The sequence below is a fragment of the Acidovorax sp. LjRoot38 genome (assembly GCF_964252975.1).
GTDB classification, from domain to species: Bacteria; Pseudomonadota; Gammaproteobacteria; order Burkholderiales; family Burkholderiaceae_C; genus Acidovorax; species Acidovorax facilis.
The window spans coordinates 25,552-40,785 of sequence record NZ_CAXUPT020000021.1 but is presented as its reverse complement, the minus strand read 5'-3'; the positions used below and the strand labels follow the sequence as shown (position 1 = coordinate 40,785).

Annotated in this window: 22 protein-coding genes and 1 pseudogene; 8 read left to right on the top strand and 15 right to left on the bottom strand. The window is 62.2% G+C overall.

Annotation, left to right across the window (positions count from 1 at the left end):
- Positions 1-12: 12 nt before the first annotated feature.
- The 3 genes and pseudogenes from merD (at position 13) to ACSQ22_RS24530 (ending at position 1,001) form a co-directional block, all read left to right on the top strand.
- A pseudogene (gene merD / locus ACSQ22_RS24540) lies at positions 13-367 on the top strand (mercury resistance co-regulator MerD).
- Positions 364-600, top strand: a complete 237-nt coding sequence (merE, locus tag ACSQ22_RS24535) for a broad-spectrum mercury transporter MerE (protein ID WP_063459342.1) — start codon at positions 364-366, stop codon at positions 598-600. The pseudogene merD and the gene merE overlap by 4 nt, the downstream one beginning before the upstream one ends.
- Positions 597-1,001: an EAL domain-containing protein gene (locus tag ACSQ22_RS24530; RefSeq protein WP_116750473.1), complete on the top strand. Its 405-nt coding sequence runs from the start codon at positions 597-599 to the stop codon at positions 999-1,001. Before merE ends, ACSQ22_RS24530 begins: the two co-directional genes overlap by 4 nt.
- A 238-nt stretch (positions 1,002-1,239) precedes the next feature.
- Here the strand turns inward: ACSQ22_RS24530 and ACSQ22_RS24525 are convergent, their stop codons facing one another.
- The 7 genes from ACSQ22_RS24525 to ACSQ22_RS24495 form a co-directional block, all read right to left on the bottom strand.
- On the bottom strand, positions 1,240-1,746 hold the full coding sequence (locus tag ACSQ22_RS24525) for a hypothetical protein (protein ID WP_082836290.1): 507 nt from the start codon (positions 1,744-1,746) through the stop codon (positions 1,240-1,242).
- 18 nt (positions 1,747-1,764) lie between these two features.
- Positions 1,765-2,088, bottom strand: a complete 324-nt coding sequence (locus ACSQ22_RS24520; protein ID WP_082836291.1) for a heavy-metal-associated domain-containing protein — start codon at positions 2,086-2,088, stop codon at positions 1,765-1,767.
- A gap of 232 nt (positions 2,089-2,320) precedes the next feature.
- Positions 2,321-2,773 carry a PaaI family thioesterase gene (locus tag ACSQ22_RS24515; RefSeq protein ID WP_056419573.1) on the bottom strand — a complete coding sequence of 151 codons (453 nt, stop codon included), beginning with the start codon at positions 2,771-2,773 and terminating at the stop codon, positions 2,321-2,323.
- A 165-nt stretch (positions 2,774-2,938) separates the two neighbouring features.
- Positions 2,939-3,523 carry an HAD domain-containing protein gene (locus ACSQ22_RS24510; protein WP_436131807.1) on the bottom strand — a complete coding sequence of 195 codons (585 nt, stop codon included), beginning with the start codon at positions 3,521-3,523 and terminating at the stop codon, positions 2,939-2,941.
- Positions 3,524-3,616: 93 nt separating this feature from the next.
- On the bottom strand, positions 3,617-3,865 hold the full coding sequence (locus tag ACSQ22_RS24505; protein ID WP_436131801.1) for an MbcA/ParS/Xre antitoxin family protein: 249 nt from the start codon (positions 3,863-3,865) through the stop codon (positions 3,617-3,619).
- Positions 3,866-3,884: 19 nt separating this feature from the next.
- Positions 3,885-4,046, bottom strand: coding sequence for a hypothetical protein (locus ACSQ22_RS24500; protein ID WP_233193742.1), 162 nt, complete (start codon positions 4,044-4,046; stop codon positions 3,885-3,887).
- 188 nt (positions 4,047-4,234) lie between these two features.
- The gene (locus tag ACSQ22_RS24495; RefSeq protein WP_436131800.1) at positions 4,235-4,672 is read right to left on the bottom strand and encodes a helix-turn-helix domain-containing protein; all 438 of its coding nucleotides are present in this window, start codon (positions 4,670-4,672) and stop codon (positions 4,235-4,237) included.
- 177 nt (positions 4,673-4,849) lie between these two features.
- Here ACSQ22_RS24495 and ACSQ22_RS24490 point away from each other — a divergent pair, with 177 nt between their 5' ends.
- The gene (locus ACSQ22_RS24490) at positions 4,850-5,290 is read left to right on the top strand and encodes a hypothetical protein (RefSeq protein WP_082836293.1); all 441 of its coding nucleotides are present in this window, start codon (positions 4,850-4,852) and stop codon (positions 5,288-5,290) included.
- Here the strand turns inward: ACSQ22_RS24490 and ACSQ22_RS24485 are convergent.
- Positions 5,287-5,589 carry a helix-turn-helix domain-containing protein gene (locus tag ACSQ22_RS24485; RefSeq protein WP_082836294.1) on the bottom strand — a complete coding sequence of 101 codons (303 nt, stop codon included), beginning with the start codon at positions 5,587-5,589 and terminating at the stop codon, positions 5,287-5,289. The genes ACSQ22_RS24490 and ACSQ22_RS24485 overlap by 4 nt on opposite strands.
- A 113-nt stretch (positions 5,590-5,702) precedes the next feature.
- Here ACSQ22_RS24485 and ACSQ22_RS24480 point away from each other — a divergent pair, with 113 nt between their 5' ends.
- Complete coding sequence (locus ACSQ22_RS24480) at positions 5,703-6,155, top strand: HAD domain-containing protein (RefSeq protein WP_436131799.1); 453 nt, start codon at positions 5,703-5,705, stop codon at positions 6,153-6,155.
- 119 nt (positions 6,156-6,274) lie between these two features.
- Positions 6,275-6,640 carry a rhodanese-like domain-containing protein gene (locus ACSQ22_RS24475; RefSeq protein ID WP_436131798.1) on the top strand — a complete coding sequence of 122 codons (366 nt, stop codon included), beginning with the start codon at positions 6,275-6,277 and terminating at the stop codon, positions 6,638-6,640.
- A gap of 201 nt (positions 6,641-6,841) precedes the next feature.
- Here ACSQ22_RS24475 and ACSQ22_RS24470 read toward each other — a convergent pair whose 3' ends face one another.
- The 6 genes from ACSQ22_RS24470 to ACSQ22_RS24445 form a co-directional block, all read right to left on the bottom strand.
- Positions 6,842-7,471 (bottom strand): hypothetical protein, encoded by a 630-nt coding sequence (locus ACSQ22_RS24470; protein ID WP_436131797.1) that lies wholly within the window; start codon positions 7,469-7,471, stop codon positions 6,842-6,844.
- 196 nt (positions 7,472-7,667) lie between these two features.
- The gene (locus tag ACSQ22_RS24465; RefSeq protein ID WP_436131796.1) at positions 7,668-8,855 is read right to left on the bottom strand and encodes a hypothetical protein; all 1,188 of its coding nucleotides are present in this window, start codon (positions 8,853-8,855) and stop codon (positions 7,668-7,670) included.
- Between the two features lie 112 nt (positions 8,856-8,967).
- Positions 8,968-9,573, bottom strand: a complete 606-nt coding sequence (locus tag ACSQ22_RS24460) for an isochorismatase family protein (RefSeq protein ID WP_055396123.1) — start codon at positions 9,571-9,573, stop codon at positions 8,968-8,970.
- Positions 9,574-9,661: 88 nt separating this feature from the next.
- Positions 9,662-10,576 carry a ribose-phosphate diphosphokinase gene (locus ACSQ22_RS24455; protein ID WP_436131795.1) on the bottom strand — a complete coding sequence of 305 codons (915 nt, stop codon included), beginning with the start codon at positions 10,574-10,576 and terminating at the stop codon, positions 9,662-9,664.
- A gap of 2 nt (positions 10,577-10,578) precedes the next feature.
- The gene (locus ACSQ22_RS24450) at positions 10,579-12,195 is read right to left on the bottom strand and encodes a thymidine phosphorylase family protein (protein WP_436131794.1); all 1,617 of its coding nucleotides are present in this window, start codon (positions 12,193-12,195) and stop codon (positions 10,579-10,581) included.
- A gap of 145 nt (positions 12,196-12,340) precedes the next feature.
- Positions 12,341-13,477, bottom strand: a complete 1,137-nt coding sequence (locus ACSQ22_RS24445) for a PQQ-dependent sugar dehydrogenase (protein ID WP_436131806.1) — start codon at positions 13,475-13,477, stop codon at positions 12,341-12,343.
- A gap of 221 nt (positions 13,478-13,698) precedes the next feature.
- Between ACSQ22_RS24445 and ACSQ22_RS24440 the strand changes: the two genes are divergently transcribed.
- Complete coding sequence (locus tag ACSQ22_RS24440; protein WP_436131793.1) at positions 13,699-14,274, top strand: C40 family peptidase; 576 nt, start codon at positions 13,699-13,701, stop codon at positions 14,272-14,274.
- Between the two features lie 20 nt (positions 14,275-14,294).
- Here the strand turns inward: ACSQ22_RS24440 and ACSQ22_RS24435 are convergent, their stop codons facing one another.
- The gene (locus ACSQ22_RS24435) at positions 14,295-14,681 is read right to left on the bottom strand and encodes a hypothetical protein (protein ID WP_436131792.1); all 387 of its coding nucleotides are present in this window, start codon (positions 14,679-14,681) and stop codon (positions 14,295-14,297) included.
- Positions 14,682-14,963: 282 nt separating this feature from the next.
- On the opposite strand from ACSQ22_RS24435, the gene ACSQ22_RS24430 reads away from it, so the two are divergent.
- A complete protein-coding gene (locus ACSQ22_RS24430) occupies positions 14,964-15,215 on the top strand; it encodes a GlsB/YeaQ/YmgE family stress response membrane protein (protein WP_055395928.1) in 252 nt (83 codons plus the stop codon).
- The last annotated feature ends 19 nt before the right edge of the window (positions 15,216-15,234 follow it).

The following is a 15,234-nucleotide window of genomic DNA, read 5'->3' as shown; positions in this document are numbered from 1 at the left end:
AGGAGGTGTTCAATGAACGCCTACACAGTGTCCCGGCTGGCCCTTGATGCCGGGGTGAGCGTGCATATCGTGCGCGACTACCTGCTGCGCGGACTGCTGCGGCCGGTGGCGTGCACCCCAGGCGTTCGATGACGCCGCCTTGCAACGCCTGTGCTTCGTGCGGGCCGCCTTCGAGGCGGGCATTAGCCTGGACGCACTGACGCGGCTGTATCGGGCGCTGGATGCTGCGGACGCCAACGAAGCGGCCACGCAGCTTGCCGTGCTGCGCCAGTTCGTCGAACGTCGGCGCGAAGCGCTGGCCGATCTGGAAGTGCAGTTGGCCACCCTGCCGACCGAGCCGGCCCAGCACGCGGAGAGTCTGCCATGAACAGCCCCGAGCGCTTGCCGACCGAGACACACAAGCCGTTCACCGGCTACCTGTGGGGCACGCTGGCCGTGCTCACCTGTCCCTGCCATTTGCCGATTCTCGCCATTGTGCTCGCGGGAACAACGGCCGGCGCGTTCATCGGGGAGTATTGGGGTATTGCAGCCCTCACGCTGACCGGTTTGTTTGTCCTGTCTGTGACGCGGCTGCTGCGGGCCTTCAGGGGGCGATCATGAGCGCTTCCCAACCCATTGAATGGACGGTGGCGCAACTGGCGCTGGCGCTGGCGGTTGCGGTTGCGGTTGCGGTTGCGGGCGGTCAGCTTGATCTGCACTACCAGCCGATTGTCGATTTGCGTAGTGACCAGATTGTCGGCGCGGAAGCCCTGTTGCGCTGGCGTCACCCGATGCTCGGACTGTTGCCGCCGGGCCAGTTCCTGCCCGTGACCGAATCGTCTGGCCTGATGCATGAAATCGGTGCTTGGGTGCTGGGCGCAGCCTGCCGTCAGATGCGCGACTGGCAGGCGCTGGCATGGCAACCGTTCCGGCTGGCCGTCAATGTTTCGGCGAGCCAGGTGGGGTCTGACTTCGACGGGTGGGTACCAGGTCAGCGGCGCCCCCCCTGTCGCTATCGCTGAAAACTGAAGATCCGATAAGAGCACCGTCGCCGCCATCAATGGCACCCAATTGAGCTATCGATCAAGCATGGATGCAAAGGAACCGAACACATTCCCACTTCTGAAATGCGTAGTGCTTGCGGGCGGCAGTAACGGGCTCAGGGGGAACGCGCCTTGCGCTGGTCGATTCAGGAAGGTGGTTTACAGAATCTCAATGAGATTTTGTGGCGAGCGCCCCTCAGGACGCTCGCGGGGGAGGCTACCTGGATGGCATGGCCGCCTGGCGGTCCACCATCATTTGCATCATTTGTTCCATCATGGCCATGCGGCGCTCCATTTGAGCGTGCATGCCCATCATGCCGCCTCCCATGCCCGAGTTTCCAGATGCTGCAGGTGCGGCAGGTTTGGCCTGCGCCCCTTGCTGCATCATCCCCATACCCATGCCACCAGAATTACCTGCACCCATCATGGTCATACCGGACTGCATGAGCTTCATGTGTTCATCCATCAGCGCAGAACGTTCGGCGGGAGTCTTGGCCGCCTGCATTTTTTTGTGCATTTCCTGCATCGCCGTCATCTGACGATCAAAGGCGTCCGGTGTCGGCGGGGTGGTAGCTGCCGGGGCAGACTGGGTGGTTACGCCACCGCTCTGCGCATCACCGGGGTGGTGGCCTGCGTGTTCGTCCGCAGGTTTTGGAGATTGCGCGACGGCACAGCCCGCCACGAAAAGGGTTGTCAACAGCCCAGCGACGATATTCAGACGCATGATGGTCTCCTTGTTGGTTCAACTGCAGCATGACGACGTACGGTTCGCAGCACCTTGATTCACATCAACAGAGGTTGTGGACCGAGACGAACAGCAGCAGCCACCGGTTGTTCGGCGCGATGAAGTCGCCACCACGGCGTCTGCTTTGTATCCGGCACGCTCAATTGCAGAGCGAACAAGCTCTACAGTGTCGTCTTCGGCTTGCCCAGGAACGCGGACCTGCCGCGCGGCCACATCGATTTCTACTTCGACGCCTGCTGGCAGTTGGGCCTGAGCTATTGCTCGACGAATACGCTGAGCACAACCGCCGCACGTCATATCAAGAACATTGAAATGGACCATGTGAGCCTCCTTTGGTTGATTCACGTTTTGACTATGAACCTTGCCACGGTGGGAAGGTCAAGGTCTCACGGAATTCAATCGCATAGAAGACCGGAAAGCAGCAAACGAACCCAGTGCTGGTGGTGTCTCTACGAGCTAGAACGCTCGCGCCTTGGGTGAACGATCGTCGAAAATCTCCATCTCAGCCGAGGGGAAGGACACCTTTGGCGCCTTGCGCATTCCCGCCGCGTGCCTAGCGCGCAGGCGCCACCATAGCGGTGGCAATTGCCAAATGCTGGGCTGGCCCTGTACCTGCCTGAGAGAGAAAGCCCTCGGCGAACGAGAAGTTTTTAGCAGATCGAACCACATGCGCTTGGAATGCAAGCGACTCGTTGACAAGTGCAAGGGACAAAAATTTGACCGACAACTCCAGAGTGACGACGACCTTGGAATCGTAGTGACCCAAACCGGCAAGCACGAAGGCTGCATCAAAACCTGCGGCGATAACACCGCCATTGATTGCGGAGGTTCCTCCACCTCCCTGAAGGCCAGATTCGATTTTGGTGAAATTGATGATCGCCAAGCCTGGCTCTTTGAACGCCCCCCTAAACCCAAACCAAGCAATTTCTTTCCTGGCGTTGAATTGAGCCAATTGCTCTTCGCGCTGAGTGGAGACTAGGCGAAACGGGATGGTCGGACTATGCATGGGAAAGCAATGGTGCGTTTACCGTCCAAATGTACATTGAGGGCTCGTCCAAATGTACATTCAGGATGCGTCCAACCTTGCATCCAAGACACTTGCGGCAGGGGATTTCTCGAATGAAGGTTCGATAGTTAGACCGTTTTTAAGTCCACCGTGCCCCGCGAGCTGCTATGGGGTTCTGGCCGACAAGGCGACATGACAGCTGCGCAGTTTCTCCCTCAGTTCGTGTTGTACCTCGGGGTTTGACAAGCCCGTAGTTCCCTCGCATGCGATCAGGTTTTGCCGACAGGAGTCAGGCCAATCTTCCAGATCGTCATCGAGCGCTATCCACTGTTGGGGTCTTCTGCGCTGAGCGTCTTCTTGAACTTGCACGCCCCGGGGTGTGGTGCGGAACATGGACAGGTTCCAGGGATCCACGCCATGGACACGCTTGTGGTACGTCCCGCCAATGAACCGGGCACTCAATGTGGCAGGAAGGCGTTTAAGAGTTGCGCTGTATCCGGGGCGAATGCACCAAGTGCTACTCAGTACCAGGGCGACTGCCGGGTGGGGTTGGAGCACTGACTCCAGGATTGGAACCCATTCGAACAGCGAATGTCCTGCAGCCTCATACGGGCTCATGTAGATACCCTTGCGGGGATGCCAGAGCACTTTTTCATGGTGAACAACACCATCGAGATCGAGGTACAGGACGACGTCCGCGCTACGTGGAGTGGACGCAGGGAGATATGGGGAATTTTGGCCAGAGGACATAGCCATATGTTGGGATTGTGCTTGGTGGCGATTTAGCCAAGGACGACGGCAGGGCCAGGGCGGATTCAGAAGTCGCCAACCACGTGCGTATTCCTACGAGAACGCACCAGACTGGACACGCATGAGCAAGCTCCGCACCACCTCAAGGCCGCCGGTCTCTTTGAGTACATCGAGAGGCCTTCGATCGCCCAATGCCGGGACCACCCCCACGAGCCAGTGATAAAGCCAGTCCTTTGCGTCGAAACCAGTTGGGTCGCCACACTCGTCAACCATGCGCTGCACAAGCATAGTGAGAATAGCGATGTGGTCTTCAAGGGCGATGAGGGCAGAATCTGCGGCCATGATTTACCAATCAGTCCCGCTAACAATGGCGTAGCGGCGTCGCCTGACGCGTCGGATTTTTGGCGGCATCGCCCAGGCGCGCCCATTCCCTTGCGGTGACGACAGGAGGAGCGTGCTTCACCGTGATTGCGATGACGGGCTTCGCCTTGCGGGCAGCCTGACCCGTGCGGCGCAATTCCATGGCGAGAGGATCTCTCAAGAGCTGTCGCGAGCTTCGGAGAGAGATTTCATCAACGTACCTCTCAGAAAAACGCCGCCCCCGGGGGCATGCTTTCGCAGAGGTCGCACCGGGGGCTTGTTTTGCGCTGATGATAGCAACGATGTTCAAACTCATCGCGGGGTTTTATCGGGAGGAGAACCAGCGCTGACTCACCAAAGGCCCCGCTTACTCACTTTTACCAGTGCGCTGGTAAGGGCTATCAGCGTTTCTGCATCTGTCAACGCCTCCGCCCCCATCAACGTGGACGGCAACGGAATTCCAGCGATCTCTTGAGTACGGTTGAGCACCTGCTCCACCAAACTGGTTCGGGGAACAAACATATAGTGCACTTCACAGTCCAAGCCATTAGCCAAACGTGCAAGCGTATTCAGCGTGATAGTGCCGTTGGCCTCGGCATGCTCCAGTTTGCGGACTCCTTGTGCTGTCATGCCCAAACGCTCACCCAGAGCTTTGGAACTCATGCCCAGTGCCAGTCGGACCGTCTTTGCCCAACCACATCTGGGCGTGGCATTCCGCTGCAGCTTCGCAAAATCGCAAAACTGCCGGTCAAGTTCGGCCAAGCGGGTGAGATCCAGGCGGTTTTTCAAGGGGGCAAACGCATGAGGCAACAGACTGGTTGCCTCTTTAAGCAGATCTGGGCAACCGGTTTATTTCCATTGGGAGAGAGGCACACTTGGAAAACAAAAATGGCATTCCATTCAGCTATCTTCGCACGCCACGGTCTCGAACGGGACCAATTGGTCTCATATTAACTTGAATGAAGAATGATGCTGCGTTTGGAAAAAGCGACCCTAGGAAAATTTGGAGCACAGGACATGATGCGCCTGATCACGTCACGGGGTTGGGAAGCCATCCTGCCGGATGCGCTGGATGACAACCACCTTTTGTTGATGTCAGACCAGCTCCGAGACCTTCTGTCTGGCTCGGATTGGAGCGGGGATCACGATCCCGCTAGTGCAGCCTTACCGCTCGCCCTGTTGCTTCTGACCAAGGCGGGAGCGAAACGTTCAGGAGACAGCTTGGAAGTGGGGCTGGAAACTCTGCAGGAAGCACTGTGCTTACTCAGCACTGCCGTGGATCGGGAGATCGTCAATCGGATGCTGCAACGCCAAGATGCCACGCCCATTGGCGCCGGGCTTGTACAGGGACTTCAAATGCTTGTCCAGCAAGCCAAGGAACAGGTCGACTCGGAATGCCACGCCTAGTCTGAAATGACGCCCTTGAAGTCCGCTTTGACGGTCTTGAGGAGTTCATTGACCAAAGTTGTGTCCAGGTCCGGGCAGTACGCGGCAGCAATCAAGGTCAGAGGATGGATCTGCATCTGCTCGGCCAACACCTCAATGGTGCGGATGCTGGGAACTTGATGACCCTGCTCGATACGGCTGATGTGTCGGCGGCTCGTCGCCAGCAGCATGTCCTCCTGAACCAAGCCTTGTGCGGTGCGCAATTGCCGCAGCGCCCGACCAAAGTCGGCTTGGGGAGGGACACTCTTTCGGGAAGACATCCTCCCGATTTCCGCCTAATGAGACTAAAAAGACCACGACCAACTAGTCTCACTTGTTCGCTAACTCGGTAGAAATTTCATCCTTGTTGGAAATCTGTTTCTGAAGTAGCGCTGTGTCCATACTCTTTCTGGATTTTGATGGGGTCTTGCACCCGGAGCATTGCCACGCGTCCAAGCATTTTTGCTGCTTGCCGATCCTGGAAGATGCGCTACGGCATGTACCCGCGTGCCAAGTTGTGATCACCAGCACTTGGCGCCTGGAAAAATCCTTTGAGGATCTACTGCAGAGGTTCTCTCTGGACATTACCGCCTTGATCGATGGCGTCACTCCCAGATATTGCGAACTGGTGAACGTCCCGAATACGCTGGTGGGGTACGACCGGGAGGCGGAGTGTCATGCCTGGCTTTGGGCCAACAAACTCCCACATTGCAACTGGGTGGCCGTGGATGACCGATCGTGGCTCTATCGACCGTTTTGCAAGTCGCTGTTTTTGGTCGATGGCCGAACGGGGCTAACGCAGGCTACCGGTTCGCAACTTGCAGCGTGTCTTCAAAGCCTTTTTTGAAAAAAATCAGGAGGGTAGACAACATGAGCTTTGTAAACAAAGGGCTAGGGTTTACCCGGAACTCCTAACCGGGTGTTCTGCACCGAAAGTGAGATTACCCCAATATCGACTGGGCTGCCGTGTACGAGCGCTACCAGCGCGCGGTCCACGCCGCCAGCGAGGGCTTGGAGGCATCGGTACAAGACGCGCAGCAGGCACGCCATCGCATCGATGTGCGCCGCGCTGGTGTTTACAACGCCGCCACCACCATCCTGCCCAATGCCCCCTGGCGCGACCCGGTGGCCATCGACGCCTGGGCCGGTGAGCTGCCGACCGACGAAGAGGTGGTGGTGTACTGCGTCTATGGCCACGAGGTCAGCCGTTCCACCGCGTTGCGCCTGCGTGCCGCAGGCATCAAGGCGCGTTTTCTGCAAGGTGGCATCGACGGCTGGATCGCGTCGGGCCAACCGGTGCAGGCCAAAGCCTTCACATTGCCCACGGGTTAAGCCGGGACTAACTGGACACCCGTCCACAGCTTCGTTGTATCTCTAAAAATGATAGCTATCAGCGCCTGGTGGATATGCGCTAGAGGCAAAAAACACCCCTATTTCTAATCACAGCCCCGTGTGCTGCAATGATCGGCGTTTGAGCCCATTCCATGCGCCATACCTTGGCTCACTCAGAGGCGGCCCAAACCTCTACCCATCTCACGATGCCGGTTCAGCAACCGCCCGGGTGCGCAGCCTGCGCTCATAGGACTCCCGCTCGCTGAAAGCCACAATGCGCCGCCCGCGGTAGTGCGCGTATTCGTCCACAAAGGCCTGCACGCTTGCGTACGGCCCGGCGATGTGGCCTGGGCGTTTGGAATCGGCAAAAAAATAATGCTGCCCGCCCCGTTCGAACGACACCAGCCAGTGTCGGCGCAGCGTGTTGCCGCGCACAGAGACGGGGTCGAACTCGATCATCAGGTAGCGCGGCTGCACGCCGGGTTGCAGGGTTCGCAGCGTCTCCAGCGCAAAACGGGCCACGTCCACACACACGCCGCGGGGGGCTGCAAAAAAGGCGTCAGGCGCCAGGATGGGCATGCGCCCGCTAGCCTGGCGCTGGGTTTCAGACAGCTGCATCGCGCGGTCTGTGTCGTACCGGAACCGCGCGCCAATCCAGGCGTTGATGTCTTCTGGGCTCTGCCAGCGCTGCAGCGCTTCGTCGTATGTCGGCGCGTCGATGAATGGGCCACGCAGGGCAAACGCCGCCTCGGGGGCGTCGGAGTTGGGATCCGCGGCCTGTGGGACTGCACTGCAGCCACTGAGCGCCGCCAACGTCGTGAACGTCGCCAATAGCCATGCACACGACGTAAAGAACGGCCGCCTCGCCCCTTCAGGCGCCGCGCGGCGCAAGTTGACCCAAAAAACAGGGGAAGACGAAGAATAAGAACGTCGGTACATGAAAAAACCACCTTGTTGGGCTGCCCAAGCATAGGCTTTGGGCGCTCGGGTGTCTTCAATTAGATGACCGCCGCTGACCAGTGCTACCTCACGCCGCTGCCCCACCCCAACGCGCAGGGTCTGGCGCCCAGCCCTCGTTATCGACAATGTCCAGCAAGGCGCCCACACTGCTCCCCAGGTCCACGGACAACACCTCGACCGCCGCTTGTGCCCCGGCATCGCGGCGCTGCGCTGTGGTCACAAAAGCGGTAAACGCGGCCCAGTCGCGCGCCATGTGGTCCACCAGAATGCGCGCCAGCTCATACGACAGCAGGTTGCCGTCGTCGGTGCGCTGAAACGACGTGCCCGCCCAGAACTCCTGCATGCGCTCGGGCGTCCAGAAGCGTTGGTGCAGATGGTGCAGTTGCGCGGGGGTGTGCTGTGCTGGTGGCGCGCCCTTCAGGCGGCGCTCGGTGTTGACAGCCAGGCCCTCGTCCAGCCAGGTGGGCAGGTGCAGGTGGGCCAGCGCGCTGTGCGTCATCTCGTGGGCAATCACCGGCTCGATGGCTGCAAGGTCGGCCGCCACGACCACAAAATGCGGGCAGCCGAAGTGGATGAACATGCCGCCGCTGCGCGCATACTCGCCGTCCGATCCATAGAACTGCGCGACGTAGTGGTAGTAGGTGTCCTCGTCATCCAGCACGAGCAAGATGCTTTTTTCGGCCACGGGGAAATGCGCCATGCCAGCCAGCAGCCGGTCGATGCGCTGAAGTGTGGTGGTCACATAGCGCGCGGTGGCACGCGCCACTGACGGTTCCAGCGGCGACAGGATGAAGCAATCCGCCCCTTCGTGCAGATGCATGTGCGTGCCCAGCGCATCGCGCAGGTGCAGCAGCCAGGCGCGTCGGCCCTGGTTCAGCGCGTCGGCCACGGCCGCCGGTGCACGATCGCCCGCGCCGTGGGCCCAGGCGTCCAGCGCGGGCCAATCCAGCTGCGGCAGATTCTGTGTGTTTTGCAGATGCCCCCGTACGTCAAAACTCGCAACGCCTGGCGCCTCAAGGTGCTCAGGGGCTGGCTCGGCCTCCCCTGCACCAGATTCACCGGGCGCCGGCACTGCGGCGGACTGCAGGTGGATCTTCACCAGCCAGGCGCCCAGGAACGGCAGCACCCACACACCGCCCGTCAGCATCGTTTTGCGAAAACCTTGCAGTCCGGTGCGCACAATCTGGCGGGTGGCCTGGACATTCAGGACCAGCAACACCACGAGCAGAACGAGACCAATCAAGACGGGGGACATGGGCGAATGGGAGCAATCAGCGCCCTCGGTGGTGCCTAACGAATACTACTATTTCGATAGCTGTTAGCGCTTGATAGATAAGCACCAGAGGGCAAAAAGACTCAAAAACTGGCTACTTGATCAAGCCCAGCACATCCTTGAACGCCGGGTGCTCGCAGGTGCCCAGCCATTCAAACGCCACCATCTCGGTGGTCACCAGCTCGGCGCCCGCGCCGGCCAGGCGGTCGAAGGCGGCGTCGCGGTTGCGTTCGGTGCGCGAGCCGCAAGCGTCGGTCACCACCCACACCTCAAACTCATCCTCCAGCAAATCGAGCGCTGTCTGCAGCAGGCAGACATGGGCTTCGCACCCGGCAATGACGATGGTGCCGCGCTCGGGCTCCTGTTGAGCGGGTTTTTGAAGGTGCTTGGGCAGGCTGCGCGCGTTGCCGCCCTGCTGCGGCTTGGCCGGGGGGCGCAGCCATTCGCCCAGGCCTTCTTCGGCGGCGCTGAAGTGCATCTTGGCCAAGGTCTTCTGGCACAGGGCGCGCAGCGCGGGGTCGTTGGCACCCAGTCGCGAGGGGTTTTGCTCGGTGCCCCACACGGGCACATCCAGCATGCGGGCGATCTCGGCCAGGCGGCGTGCGTTGGCCAGCACGGCGGGGCCTTCAAAGATGGCGGGCATCAGGCGCTCCTGGTAATCGACCAGGACGAGTTGGGATTCGGTGGCGTCAAGCAGCATGGTGGGACCGTTTCTGTATTCGTTGAATCGCTGTGCGGGCGCAGCGTCGGAGGCAATGGCGCATTGTCGCAGCCCGAGCCCGGGGTTTTCAGGTGCGAAGGACGGACTGCAGCGCGGTGGCCAGCGGCCCGGCCATGGGCACGGCGTTGCTCGGGTGCGGGATGCAGTCCGTGCTCCACACCTCCCCCACCCCGGCTTCATGCAGCACCTGCAGCGCATCGCCCGCAAACAGCGCGTGGGTGACGGCCACATCCACCGATGCTGCAGCTGCCTGCAGCAGCAGCCGCGCGGCCAGCGCCAGCGTGCGGCCGGTGCTGGCCATGTCGTCCAGCAGCACCACGGCCCGGCCCTGTGCGTTTAGTGGGGGCAGTTCGATGGCGACATCGCGGTCGCCATGGCGGACCTTGGTGCAGACGGCATGGTCAAAGCCGTGGCGGGCGGCGGCCTGGGCGATCCACTGGGCGGATTCGCCGTCCGGGCCTACCAGGAGTGCATTGGGGCGCCGATCAGCGATCAGGTCGGCCAGCGGCTCGGCGCCGCTGAGTACCACGGCCTGCGGCATAGGGATGGCCTGCTCCAGCCGCTCGATGCGGTGCAGGTGCGGGTCCACCGTGATCACGGCATCGAACAACCCTGCCAGGAACCCGCCCACCACCTGCTGGCTCACGGCCTCGCCAGGGTGGAAGGCGATGTCCTGCCGCATATAGGCCAGGTACGGCGCTACCAGCGTGAGCTGCTGCGCGCCCAGGCTGCGGGCCGTGCGCGCGGCCAGCAGCAGTTCCACCAGCTTTTCATTGGGCTGGTGCAGGCTGCGCAGCAGCACCACCCGCCGGGGCAGGCGGCCCGCCGCGTTGACGGGCAAACGCAGCTTGAGTTCACCATCGGGGAAGCGGTGGCGCTCGACGGCCTGGGCAGTCATGCCAGCTGCCTGCGCCAGGCGCAGCGCAGGGGCCTCTTCGTCGGCAAAGTACAGCAGACACGCTTGGTGGGGGGCAACAGTCACTGTCAGAACTCCACAAAAACCTTGGGCACCTCGTCGGCGGTCCCCAGGCGGTAGCCGCTGTCCCCCTCGCACGCGTGGCGCGCAAACTCCAGGTCGGCCGGGTAGCTGGCATGCACGCGGTACAGCACGTCCCCGGCAGCCACGGTGTCGCCCAGCTTGTGCATCAGGTCCACCCCCGCGCCGGGCACCTTGGGCGCACCGGCCAGTCGGGCCACGCGGGCGATCTGGTAGTTGTCGATGCCCGCGACCACGCCGCTGGCGGGGGCCACCACGTCCAGTGTCAGTACACCCAGTGCCGGGTGGTTGTGGTCAAACCCTGTGCTGCCCTGGGCGGCGATGATGGCGTTCATGCGCGCCAGCGCCCGGCCGGAGTCAAGAATGTCGCGCGCAATCGCGTAGCCGTCGCCGCCGCGCACATCAGGGTCGCACTCGATCAGGCGCCCAGCCAGGCGCAGCGCCTTCTGCCGCAGGTCGTCGGGTGCGCGCGGATCGTTCTGCAGCACGCGCATCACGTCGCGCGCCTCCAGCACCGGGCCCACGCCGTTGCCCACGGGCTGGCGGCCATCGGTGATGACCACGTCCAGCGACAGGCCCATGCGCCGCGCCACATATTCAAACAGGCGGCGCAGACGCTGGGCGTCTGGCATGGAGCGCACCTTGGCCGTGGGGCCGATGGGAATGTCGAGCACGAGGTGCGTGGCACCGGCCGCCACCTTTTTGGACAGGATGGACGCCACCATCTGCCCGGCAGAGTCGATGGACAGCGGCCGCTCCACCGAGATCAGCACATCGTCGGCGGGCGACAGGTTGGCCGTGCCGCCCCAGGCAAGGCAGCCCCGGTAGTCGCGCACGATGTCGGCCAGCTGCTCCAGCGGCAGCTCGACCTTTGCCAGCACCTCCATGGTGTCGGCCGTACCGGCAGGCGAGGTGATGGCGCGCGAAGACGTCTTGGGGCACAACATGCCGTGCGCCGCCACGATGGGCACGACCAGCATGGTCGTGCGGTTGCCGGGGATGCCGCCAATGCAGTGCTTGTCCACCACCAGCGGTTCGTGCCAGTCCAGCCGCCGGCCGCTGGCCACCATAGCATCGGTGAGGAAGAACACCTCCTCCCGGTCAAGCTCGCTGCGGTGGCAGGCCACTACAAAGGCGGTGAGCTCGATCTTGGAGTACCGGTGGTCGGCGATGTCGCGCACGATGGCGCCAAAGTCCTCGCGGGTTAGGCGCTCGCTGGCGATCTTGCGGAACAGCGCGCCCATCGATTCGGGAGGCTCGGCCTGGGCGACCGACACGGTGTGGCCGTTGTCCACGCCCAGCTGGGCGAAGGCGTCTTCCGACAGGCCCAGCTCGTTGCAACCCACGATGGCAGGGTCGTCCACCACGTTGACCGTGGCCAGGATACGGCGGCCATTGGCGCGCACCTCGATCTTGGACAGGGCCTGGAAGCCCTCGGCCCGGTACACGGCGCAGTCGCGGTGCAGGTAAGCCACGTTTTCGCGCCAGGTGTCGATGGCCACGCGGCGCAGGGCCAGCTGAGACCGGGGCGGCGCGTCGGCCGAAGCGGATGGCTCTGCGGGATCAGAGGCAGGAGAGGAAGAAGAGGACGGCTCGGAATGCATCGCGTCAGCCTAACTCCAAAGTGACCACCAAGACCCTGGGAACACCCCGCGCGACGGCGTCTGGAGCGTAGATCTTTCAGCCGCCATGACCTAGGTCAAGACTGCCATGCCTCCTGCGGCGGTTTCACACCCGTTCTCACGCTTGTCAGTTCGGCTGCAGCCGCAGCAACCGCCCTTGTGGGCTGTCAGTCACCATATAGAGCAAGCCATCCGGCCCCTGGCGGACATCACGGATACGTTCGCCATTGCCTTGCAGCAGTTTTTCCTCACGCTGTACCTTGCCGCCCGCCACCTCCAGGCGGTGCAGGGTGCCAAATTTGAGCGAACCGATGAACAGGCTCCCCTGCCACGCTGCGCCATAGCGCGCGCTGGTCAGAAAAGCCATGCCCGACGGCGCAATCGACGGCACCCAGTAGTGCAGCGGCTGCTCCATGCCCGCCTTGGCTGTGCCTTCGCCCAGTTTGCCGCCGCCGTAGTTTTCGCCATAGGTAATCACCGGCCAACCGTAGTTGCGGCCCGGCTGGGGTTGGTTGATTTCGTCGCCACCCTGAGGGCCGTGCTCGTGCATCCACAGCTTGCCGTCTGGCCCCAGCGTTGCACCCTGGGGGTTGCGGTGGCCGTAGCTCCAGATCTCGGGCAAGGCGCCAGGTTGTTTGGCGAACGGGTTGTCGGGCGGCACGGCCCCTTCGGGGGTGATGCGGATGATCTTGCCGTGGTGGTTGTCGAGCTTTTGGGCATCGTCCTTGCGGTGGTAGCGGTCACCCAGGGTCAGGAACAGGTTGCCGTCCGCCGCCTGCACGATGCGGCATCCAAAATGCAGGCTGCTGTCGACCTTGGGCCGCTGGCTGAAGATCACCTTGACGTCCTGCAGGCTGCGAGCATCCTCGGACAGCGTGGCCCGGGCCAGCGCCGTGCTGTTGCCGCGTGCGCCCGCCGCTGCGGGCTCGGAAAAACAAAAGAAGATGCGGCGGTTGCGGGCAAAGGCAGTGTCCGTCACCACATCCAGCAGGCCGCCCTGCCCGCCTGCTGCCACAGCAGGCACCCCGGCCAGTGGGGGGCTGACCTGCCCGCTGGCACTGACAACCCGCATGCGCCCCGGCCGCTCAGTGATCAGAAACTGCCCCTGCGGCAAAAAGGCCACCGCCCAAGGGTGATCCAGGCCCTGGGCCACGGGCACCAGCGCCACCGCCGGTGTTGTGTTCTGGGCGTCAGCACTGACTGAAACCCCTGCCACTACCAAAAAGATAGCTGCTTGCGCTTTTACAGCAAGCGCTGGAGGCATTTTTGACTTGAATTTCATAAGGCTGCGCTCCTGAAAAAGCGATGGAAACCCCCCGTCCCCGGGCGACGCCCGAGGTGCATCGTCGGAGTGTGCCTGCAGGGGCTTCCAGGGCCTTGTGATCCCTGGGGAAACCCGGGGTTTTGATTTACTTCAACGAAATCAACGGCTTGCAAAGGTGATTATTTTCGATAAGCAAGCGTTGCGTGTTACCCTTCGCCCCCATGTCCCGATGGCTTTGCATACTTCTCCTGGCCTGCGCCACCACCGCCCAGGCTGCGCCGCAAGCGGCAAACCCTGACGATATGGACCGTTTCATCACGGACAAAGGCCTGCTGACGCGGCTGGAAGACGTGAGCCACAAGGTGGCGGACCGGGCCCACACCGTGGCCGACCAGGCATCTTCCCTGGTGGTCAACGCCATGGGGTTTCTGGGCGTGCCCTATAAGCGTGGTGGCAGCAGTGCCGAAACAGGCTTTGACTGCAGCGGTTTCGTGCGTGCCATGTACGAACAGACCGTGGGCCTTTTGCTGCCGCGCCGTGCAGATCAGCAAGCTGCCGCCACCCAGGTCATCGACAAAAAAGAGCTCCAGCCGGGTGATCTGGTGTTCTTCAACACCATGCGCCGCAATTTCAGCCACGTGGGCATCTACGTGGGGGACAACAAGTTCATCCATGCTCCCCGAAGCGGCGCCCAGATCCGTGTGGAAGACATGGGCGTGGCCTACTGGGCCCGCCGCTTCAATGGCGCGCGCCGCGTGGCGGGTACGGCCGACGGCGAGTCCGCGCAAGCCAAATAACCGCCTACCTGCGGCACCGGTTACTTTTTGATTTCGTACACCGTTTCGGTGCTGCGGATCGGGCCTCCCACCACATTCACCGGCCCCAGCGAAGGGTCGCGCAACATGGCTTTGGCCGTGGCCATGTCGGCCTGATAGCGTGCCCGGGCCTGGGACTCACAGCTTCTGCGCTCCGCCGCAGCCATGGTGCGGCATTCCTCCAGGCTGACCTTGAGGCCACCGCCTGCCTCGCGGATGGCGGTCTGGTAGCGTTGCTGAGGGGTCGTGTCCGGCACCGCACCGCGCGCCAGCGAAGCCTCATCGCCATTTTGTGCCGCCGCAGCGGTGGGCAGCGCCACGGCGCCCCCCAGGGCCAGCGCGGCCATCAACACCAGGGAGAAAGAACGGGTTTTGGGGATTTGGGTCATCAGTCTTCCTTAAAGTGCAGACGCTTGAATGTAGGGCCCAGCGCACGCAGGCTTGGCAAGCACCCGCCGCACCAGGATGTCAGACAGCACCCACAACCCGCTACCGACCGGATGCAGCGTCATCCCACGGCGCCGACACGCGGAGTGAACGCACGGCGAGAACAGGCGACGGTGCACCACCAGAGACGGGACGCCCACAGGGCGCGTTGTCCGACACCCCCACTTTCCCGCCATCTTTAGAGTCAGCGCATCGCCGTCGTAACAACACAAGGGGAAACAAATATGGTGTCATTGATCGGAACGCTGGTGGTCGGTCTGGTGGTGGGTCTTCTGGCCCGGGCCTTCAAGCCGGGGGATGACAAGCTGGGGTGGATCATGACCGCACTGCTCGGGGTGGCGGGTTCATTTCTGGCCAGCTATCTGGGCCTAGCCATGGGCTGGTACCAGCAAGGCGAGGCCGCAGGCTGGATCGCTTCGGTGGTGGGCGCCATGCTGCTGCTGGCGGTATACAGCCTTGTGAAGGGCAAAAACTGATGAAATGATGGATTCACTG

Excerpts from the sequence above, each read along its gene's own strand:
- merE (WP_063459342.1), top strand. The coding sequence starts at position 364 with ATGAACAGCCCCGAGCGCTTGCCGACCGAGACACACAAGCCGTTCACC.
- ACSQ22_RS24530 (WP_116750473.1), top strand. The coding sequence starts at position 597 with ATGAGCGCTTCCCAACCCATTGAATGGACGGTGGCGCAACTGGCGCTG.
- ACSQ22_RS24525 (WP_082836290.1), bottom strand. The coding sequence starts at position 1,746 with ATGCGTCTGAATATCGTCGCTGGGCTGTTGACAACCCTTTTCGTGGCG.
- ACSQ22_RS24520 (WP_082836291.1), bottom strand. The coding sequence starts at position 2,088 with ATGGTCCATTTCAATGTTCTTGATATGACGTGCGGCGGTTGTGCTCAG.
- ACSQ22_RS24515 (WP_056419573.1), bottom strand. The coding sequence starts at position 2,773 with ATGCATAGTCCGACCATCCCGTTTCGCCTAGTCTCCACTCAGCGCGAA.
- ACSQ22_RS24510 (WP_436131807.1), bottom strand. The coding sequence starts at position 3,523 with ATGTCCTCTGGCCAAAATTCCCCATATCTCCCTGCGTCCACTCCACGT.
- ACSQ22_RS24505 (WP_436131801.1), bottom strand. The coding sequence starts at position 3,865 with ATGGCCGCAGATTCTGCCCTCATCGCCCTTGAAGACCACATCGCTATT.
- ACSQ22_RS24500 (WP_233193742.1), bottom strand. The coding sequence starts at position 4,046 with ATGGAATTGCGCCGCACGGGTCAGGCTGCCCGCAAGGCGAAGCCCGTC.
- ACSQ22_RS24490 (WP_082836293.1), top strand. The coding sequence starts at position 4,850 with ATGATGCTGCGTTTGGAAAAAGCGACCCTAGGAAAATTTGGAGCACAG.
- ACSQ22_RS24485 (WP_082836294.1), bottom strand. The coding sequence starts at position 5,589 with ATGTCTTCCCGAAAGAGTGTCCCTCCCCAAGCCGACTTTGGTCGGGCG.
- ACSQ22_RS24465 (WP_436131796.1), bottom strand. The coding sequence starts at position 8,855 with ATGTCCCCCGTCTTGATTGGTCTCGTTCTGCTCGTGGTGTTGCTGGTC.
- ACSQ22_RS24460 (WP_055396123.1), bottom strand. The coding sequence starts at position 9,573 with ATGCTGCTTGACGCCACCGAATCCCAACTCGTCCTGGTCGATTACCAG.
- ACSQ22_RS24450 (WP_436131794.1), bottom strand. The coding sequence starts at position 12,195 with ATGCATTCCGAGCCGTCCTCTTCTTCCTCTCCTGCCTCTGATCCCGCA.
- ACSQ22_RS24445 (WP_436131806.1), bottom strand. The coding sequence starts at position 13,477 with ATGCCTCCAGCGCTTGCTGTAAAAGCGCAAGCAGCTATCTTTTTGGTA.
- ACSQ22_RS24440 (WP_436131793.1), top strand. The coding sequence starts at position 13,699 with ATGTCCCGATGGCTTTGCATACTTCTCCTGGCCTGCGCCACCACCGCC.
- ACSQ22_RS24435 (WP_436131792.1), bottom strand. The coding sequence starts at position 14,681 with ATGACCCAAATCCCCAAAACCCGTTCTTTCTCCCTGGTGTTGATGGCC.
- ACSQ22_RS24430 (WP_055395928.1), top strand. The coding sequence starts at position 14,964 with ATGGTGTCATTGATCGGAACGCTGGTGGTCGGTCTGGTGGTGGGTCTT.